A 6,988-nucleotide genomic window follows, 5' to 3' on the forward strand; every position below is an offset into this window, starting at 1 on the left:
GTACGCATCACAACCCGACAAGCTATAGACAAGCCTAGGGTTAAGAAGCTCAACAAGTCACCAACAACAATTAATTTTATGAATGATTTTTATGAAAGTCATTTTTATAGAGTTAGTCCTTTAATAGTTTATAGTAACGTTTTATTAATTCTCGAAAAAAACTAAATGCAAATTAGAAGCAATTTTTAAAAATTCTTTAAGGATAATTTTGTTTTTCTTCGCCCAGATTAGATTTGAAAAATTTATCCCATTCTAAAAAAATAAATTTTAATTAATTAATTAATTTAATTTTAATTTTTTATAAAAACATTTTTATCTTAGTTATTAATTTGATGGAAATTTTTTTATTTATAGAGAGAAAAATATAAGTGTTTCCTTTTTTTGGAATAAATCAAAAAAAATGTAAATTAAAATATCGCGATTGATAGGATTGGGCGATAGTATGATAGATGAAGGAAGAATGGATCATAAGTATCTTTTTGTTTTTCCTGTTTTTGGCACAGACATAGATAAATCAGGATTGGGGAGGGTTTACCAACGAACGAGTTTGGCTTGACTTTGTAGTTTAATCCGCTATTCAACAGTTAATGACTATAATGTTAGAGAAAGCTACTTTGGATCAAGAAGAAATTCCCGACTTAGCAAATAGTTGACTATTATGATTCGTTAGACCTTGGTAATTTGGCTCAAAGAGAATTTGAGCACCTCAATCATTATCAAATAGCTCACCAAGGAACCAATATTCACTTTGCAGGAAAGCAGGTCTGTAGGAATTATGCTATCGTTGGAGCAACAGCTGCGCATTATTCGCTAATGCGAAGTTTAGGAAGCGAGTTATATTACATTGTTAAAAATCCTATTCGATCTATCAAAAAAGTTTCCTGGAAGGAGGCGAAAGCAGAAATTGAAGCCTTGGCAGCCCAAGGTATTGTTACCAACCTTAAAGCACAACGAAAAATATTCTTAGCAGAGGAAAAACAAAAAGGTGTTGCGGAGGAAATTAAAATTCAGACTTTGATTTTTGAATGGTCGGGGTCTAACGATCTTCTTACTGTCAATAAAAAACTTACGATAACGGCAGCAGAAAATGCTGTAAAAGCTAGAATAAAAAACCTGAAAAAATAACCGAATCAGGATACAAGAATTTTATATTGTTTAATCCCTGATTTAGCTAAAACACCTCGTCACCAAAAAAGAACGAACTGAGGAACAACGAAAAAAGACGACAGAAGTAGTTGAATATTTTAATCACCTATTAAAGAAGAGGTTAATAGATTTAGTCAGGAAAATAACGATTGTTCTATTGAACTTTTTGATATGTATCAAGAATTTAATAAAATTTATGATAACCCTAAAGCTTATAATTTCGATCTTGAAAAGAAAACAAAATTTCTGATTAAAGATGAACGACTTAAAAATGAAGGAGGTGTTTATCCTGCTCATGGTTATATGTTCTGGAATGACGTACATCCGGTATCTTTATTACATCATTACTTAGCCCCTTAGAGGTCATGAATAAATTAAATAAAAAATTTACTATTGAGTTTTGATGATGATAAACGTGTTATTGTCTTGGATCCGCAAGAAGCTAATTTGATCAATCAATTCGTGAGCGAATAATATAAAATATTCAATGAACAATCTGATCCTGGTAAGGCTTTTCATAGTTACCGGAAAAGTAGTATTGGAGATGAATCCAATTTGATAAAATAGAGAAAATATTGAATCATGCTTATGGAAAACCTTGCTATAAATTTTTAAGGATATAATTTTTAAAGATATTTAATAATATTTAATATTTATAGTTATTTTTTTCGTCGTTATTGCACGAGACAGGTATTGAAAAAATTAAAATGGATGAGTTCCGAGCTGCTGGATACAGGTGTGCCATTAAAAGTACAATATTTTTAGGGGGCCATCCGAAGATATAACAACCTCTCCTTGTAAAGGAGGTAAGCTTTTCGTTTCACAAACTATGTAACAGTTCTTACTAATTTCATATCATAGAAATTTGAAAACCGTAGTTTCACTTAAGTGTCTATCTGTAGATTTGTAAGTGGCATACCCCCCCAATACAATTACCCCCCTAAACGGTGTTTTATGCCCGTTTGGTCTCATAAGCACGCAGACTTGTTGAGTGGGATTATTTTGTATGGTTACTGAATTATCAGCAAAGCAAAGCTCACAGCACTAAAGATACAAAATATCCGACTATTCGCAGAATATCCTTCATAACACCATCTTCCCATGCTAATTTTAAAATATAATTCTTCTATTACAGTTGAGTATAAGTTAAATTTCTCAACTTTTTGAAATTTAGTAAATTTTTTGTTCTGCAGCTAACGATCATTATCTAAGTGGCACTTGGATTGGATGCCAGTTATTTCATAGATATTTATCAATTGCTAAGTTGCAAACCTAATTGCTCGATTTGAAGACTTAAATGAAGATTTAAATTAAGAATAGCCAAGATCAGAAATCCAATTGGTTGGCTAAATTACTTACCGTTTATAAGAAAAAAGGTATTTTTAAAATTGGCAAGATGATAAAATAGGATTAGAAATCATGTTAAAAAGTCATTTTTTCTAGGTTGAAATAAAAGTAATCGGCGAGGTTGCTCATTTCGTTGCAAAACAATCTCGCTAGAGACGTTTTGGAGCTTACCCAAAGACCCTATTTAATCCGGGGTGAGAAGAGGATTCGAACCGCCGGTGCCTGCTTCCCAAAGGCAGTGCTTTACCAAGCTCAGCTACACCACGCAATTCGTCAGACACCCTTTCTCTGTTTCACCTAAACTAAGCTCGCCTAATTTTATCTTTTAGAGATCCTGGGGATGGAGTGTAAGGAAACTTGTCTTTCGCAGAGAGTTTACTGGATGAGCAGCCGTATCGTATCGCAAATTATTAATATTGCCGGCTTACGACGAATTTTGCTAACGCTTCCAAACTGTAGTGAAAAGGAGAAGAGGGTAATTGTTGTAATTGAATTTGTGCTTTTTCAATCTCTTGAACAGCGCATTGTCGGGTATATTCTCGAGCTTTAGTATCAGAGATAATTTGCATAATGCAGGGTAGATTCTTCAAGCCTCCTGTTTTAATAGCTTCACGAATAAGCTCGACTTCTCGAAGATTAGCTTTTTGTTTGGCATAAATTAATGGCAGTGTCGCTTTTCCTTCTGCCAAATCATCGCCGATATTTTTATCCAACTTAGAAGAATCCTCGCTGTAGTCGAGAAGGTCATCAATAATTTGGTAGGCCATTCCCACATGTAAGCCGAAGGAAGCCATGGCCTTTCGTAGGGGCTCGTTTTTCGTTCCAATAATTGCGCCAATTTCGGCGGCGGCGGAAAACAATTGGGCTGTTTTGCGGCGAATCACTTCATAATAAGTCGACTCTTCAATGTTAGGGTCGTTTTGATTCATAAGCTGCCAGACTTCTCCTTCCGAAATTTCGTTCGTCGTATTAGCCAATACTTTCATGACGGGAATATTGTTGCGTTTGGCCAAAATCTGGAAAGCACGGGAATAGAGGAAGTCCCCTACCAATACACTCGCAGAATTTCCCCACCTTGCATTAGCGGTTTGTTGGCCGTGACGTTGATTAGATTTATCGATTACATCATCATGCAGCAGAGTAGCGGTATGAATGAATTCAACGACGGTGGCTAATTCGTGATGTTCGGTGTTTTGATCATAACCACAGGCTCGAGCAGCTAGGAGCACGACCAACGGTCGCAAACGTTTGCCTCCACTTCGAATAATATGATGAGTAATCGTTTGTATCAGGGGTATATGAGAGGAAAGCTTGTTGAGAATAAGAGCGTCGACAGCCTCCAGATCATGTTTTATGGGAAATCGAAGCGATTCCAGAGAAAGAGGCGTATCTGAAATGATTTCAATGGCTTTCATGTCATTCCATGTTAGGAGGGTGGTGGCAGTTGTGTCAAGACCAGAATCTTAGCTAGAACTATTGGGCATTTTATTTATGGCTTGTCAGGGACTGAAAGATTCCGTAAAATGCATCCTCTTCATTGTTCAATGGAGATTTGGAATGTATGCAATCATTAGAACCGGCGGTAAACAATATTGGGTTACCGAAGGTCAAACCTTAAAAATAGAGAAATTAGCTCAAGACATTGGTGCTTCTGTGAAATTTGACGATATATTGTTAATCAGGGAAGGCGATGAGTTACACATTGGATCTCCTCAAGTAAAAGGCGCCCAAGTAACAGCGGAAATTGTCGATCAGGGCCGAGTTTCTAAAATTAATATTATCAAATTTAAACGGCGTAAGCATCATATGAAACACATGGGGCATCGACAAGATTTTACTACAGTAAAAGTTACCGGTATCGGTCTCGAAGAAAAGAAAAAAGAGGAATAGATAATGGCTCATAAGAAAGCGGGTGGTAGCACACGAAACGGTCGCGACTCTAATCCAAAGATGTTGGGTGTAAAACGTTTTGGAGGTGAGCGAGTAGTCGCTGGCAATATCGTTATTCGGCAGCGGGGCACCCATTATCACCCGGGAGAAAATGTGGGTATGGGTCGAGATCATACTTTGTATGCCTTAGTTTATGGCAAGGTTAAATTTACGCGTAAAGGAATCAAGCAACGTAATTACGTTTCTATAGAACCTATGGAAGAGATTTAGTCTTTTCAAGATATCTCACTTTCCAGTCTCTTCAAGATGAAAGGCTATAGTATTATTTATTTGATTTACTAAACAACCCTTCTATTGCTAGCATTACATTTATATTCTCTGCTCTCGAGAATTGGTGAGTATAATTGCAATCATGAAATTTGTAGATGAAGTATTCGTGCAAGTAGAAGGCGGAAATGGTGGGTACGGCTGCTTAAGTTTTCGTCGAGAGAAGTTTATTCCCCGAGGGGGGCTGATGGTGGTAATGGTGGACAGGGTGGGAGCGTTTATTTTATTGCCGATAAATCTGTTAACACCTTAGTAGAATTTCGGTATCAACGACTATTACGAGCACAAAATGGCCAACCGGGTATGGGTAAGCTTCGTAGTGGAAAAAAAGGGGAAGACTTGGTAGTGTCTGTCCCCCTAGGAACTATGGTTTATGACAAAGAAACGGAAGAACTGATTGGTGATTTAATGCAGGAAGGCCAGAAGCTCTGTGTGGCTCAAGGAGGACGGTATGGTTTAGGGAATGCTTATTTTAAGAGCAGCACGAATCGAGCCCCGCGGAAAACAACTTCCGGCGAAGAGGGTGAAAAACGCGAATTAAAATTAGAATTAAAATTATTAGCTGACGTGGGTTTATTAGGCTTGCCTAACGCAGGAAAATCTAGCTTTATCCGCGCGGTTTCAAAGGCTACCCCTAAAATTGCCGACTATCCGTTCACCACTCTTTACCCTTATCTCGGGGTAGTGCGGATTGGAGAATATCGAAGCTTTGTCATTGCGGACATACCTGGCATTATTGAAGGGGCTACCGCGGGAGCAGGAGTGGGTATCCAATTTTTAAGGCATCTCGAACGAACTCAAATTCTATTACACATCGTCGATACAGCCCCGGTAGAGGGGCTGGATTCTGTGGTTCAAGCTGTGAAAGCAATTGTAGATGAACTTAAAGAATTTAGCAGCCAGCTTTTAGAAAAACCAAGGTGGTTAGTATTTAACAAAACGGATTTATTGCCTCCAGAGGAGATTGAGCCGCGTTGCAAAGCGGTTATCAAGGAACTTAATTGGCACGGCCCCGTCTATAAAATTTCAGCACTCAAATACGAAGGGACTCAGAAGTTATGGAAGTTATGTTACGATTTGATGGAATTTATTGAAAAGAAAAAGTAAGACGCGATGGGAGCTTAAGCACCTAAGCTTTCTTATCTTAGCTCACCCTATTTAGGATTTTAACGCTTTTAATTTTTGGTTTAAGCGGCTTTTCAAGCGAGCTGCTTTATTTGGATGGATAATCCGTTTGCCCGCGGCCTTATCAAGTAATTGGACGGCCTGTTGGAAAGCACTTTGTGCAGCAGAATGATCATTGGCTTGGAGGCTTTTTAATGTTTTTTTCACGATCGTGCGAACGGCCGAACGTTGGCTTGCATTGTGTAGTCGTCGCTTCTGATTTTGTCGCGCACGCTTTTTTGCTTGGGGAGTGTTAGCCATGGATATCCTCCAAAATGTTTTATCTGAGCCTGACAATATGCCGTTTTTACACGGCGTTTGTCAATAGAATGAGCCTGCGATATCCTTACCACCTTGCTCTCAATAACAGAAGCGCTCTATGAGCCGTAAGTTATTCAAATCCACATTTATTGTTTCTAGTATGACGCTCATTTCCCGTTTGCTGGGATTTGCTCGAGATGTGGTGCTTGCTGTGATTTTTGGCGCCGGACCTGCGTTTGATGCCTTTGTAGTTGCATTCAAAATCCCTAATTTCATGCGCCGATTGTTTGGTGAAGGGGCTTTTGCTCAGGCTTTTGTGCCGGTATTAGCGGAATATCGAATCCATCGCTCGCAGAAAGAAGTCCATCAATTTATCAATGTAATTTCTGGAAGTTTAGGTACGGCTTTGCTGGTCATTGTGGCGTTTGCTGAAATTATTGCTCCCTTGGTCATTATGCTATTCGCGCCGGGGTTCGTGAGCGATCCTGTTCGCCTGACTTACGCCACCCACATGTTGCGAATTACCTCTCCCTATTTATTATTAATTGCTTTAACTGCCTTTGCCGGAGCTACATTAAATACGTTCAACCGATTTGCCGTACCGGCATTTACTCCTGTGTTGTTAAACATTGCCATGATTGCGGTAGCATGGTTGTGGGCGTCTCATGTCTCAACCCCCATTTATGTTTTAGCTTGGGGGGTACTAATCGGGGGTCTTTTACAATTAGCTACTCAACTCCCTTTTTTATATCGTTTAGGATTTCTTCCTATCCCTAAATGGTGGTGGCGTGATCCCGGGGTAATTCGGGTTCTAAAATTGATGGTGCCGGCATTATTTGGTGTTTCTGTCGCT

General features: G+C 38.7%; 6 protein-coding genes and 1 pseudogene. 5 read left to right on the forward strand and 2 right to left on the reverse strand.

Features of this window, described 5'->3' with window-relative positions:
* The first annotated feature begins 681 nt into the window (after nucleotides 1-681).
* The gene (locus B1F79_RS03405) at nucleotides 682-1,125 is read left to right on the forward strand and encodes a hypothetical protein (RefSeq protein WP_251366001.1); all 444 of its coding nucleotides are present in this window, start codon (nucleotides 682-684) and stop codon (nucleotides 1,123-1,125) included.
* A 1,778-nt stretch (nucleotides 1,126-2,903) separates the two neighbouring features.
* Here B1F79_RS03405 and B1F79_RS03410 read toward each other — a convergent pair.
* Nucleotides 2,904-3,908, reverse strand: a complete 1,005-nt coding sequence (locus B1F79_RS03410; protein WP_251366002.1) for a polyprenyl synthetase family protein — start codon at nucleotides 3,906-3,908, stop codon at nucleotides 2,904-2,906.
* Between the two features lie 142 nt (nucleotides 3,909-4,050).
* Between B1F79_RS03410 and rplU the strand changes: the two genes are divergently transcribed.
* The 3 genes and pseudogenes from rplU to cgtA all read left to right on the forward strand — a co-directional run bounded on the left by rplU (nucleotide 4,051) and on the right by cgtA (nucleotide 5,817).
* The gene (gene rplU, locus B1F79_RS03415) at nucleotides 4,051-4,383 is read left to right on the forward strand and encodes a 50S ribosomal protein L21 (protein ID WP_251366003.1); all 333 of its coding nucleotides are present in this window, start codon (nucleotides 4,051-4,053) and stop codon (nucleotides 4,381-4,383) included.
* A 3-nt stretch (nucleotides 4,384-4,386) separates the two neighbouring features.
* Nucleotides 4,387-4,653, forward strand: coding sequence for a 50S ribosomal protein L27 (rpmA, locus tag B1F79_RS03420; protein ID WP_251366004.1), 267 nt, complete (start codon nucleotides 4,387-4,389; stop codon nucleotides 4,651-4,653).
* A gap of 142 nt (nucleotides 4,654-4,795) precedes the next feature.
* Nucleotides 4,796-5,817: pseudogene (cgtA, locus tag B1F79_RS03425) on the forward strand (Obg family GTPase CgtA).
* A 51-nt stretch (nucleotides 5,818-5,868) separates the two neighbouring features.
* Here cgtA and rpsT read toward each other — a convergent pair.
* A complete protein-coding gene (gene rpsT, locus B1F79_RS03430) occupies nucleotides 5,869-6,135 on the reverse strand; it encodes a 30S ribosomal protein S20 (RefSeq protein ID WP_048875500.1) in 267 nt (88 codons plus the stop codon).
* Between the two features lie 118 nt (nucleotides 6,136-6,253).
* Here rpsT and murJ point away from each other — a divergent pair.
* Nucleotides 6,254-6,988: murein biosynthesis integral membrane protein MurJ (gene murJ, locus B1F79_RS03435; protein ID WP_251366005.1), on the forward strand; the 735-nt coding region annotated here is incomplete at its 3' end.

The sequence above is a fragment of the Coxiella-like endosymbiont of Rhipicephalus sanguineus genome (genome assembly GCF_018687865.1).

Excerpts from the sequence above, each read along its gene's own strand:
- B1F79_RS03410 (WP_251366002.1), bottom strand. The coding sequence starts at position 3,908 with ATGAAAGCCATTGAAATCATTTCAGATACGCCTCTTTCTCTGGAATCG.
- rplU (WP_251366003.1), top strand. The coding sequence starts at position 4,051 with ATGTATGCAATCATTAGAACCGGCGGTAAACAATATTGGGTTACCGAA.
- rpmA (WP_251366004.1), top strand. The coding sequence starts at position 4,387 with ATGGCTCATAAGAAAGCGGGTGGTAGCACACGAAACGGTCGCGACTCT.
- rpsT (WP_048875500.1), bottom strand. The coding sequence starts at position 6,135 with ATGGCTAACACTCCCCAAGCAAAAAAGCGTGCGCGACAAAATCAGAAG.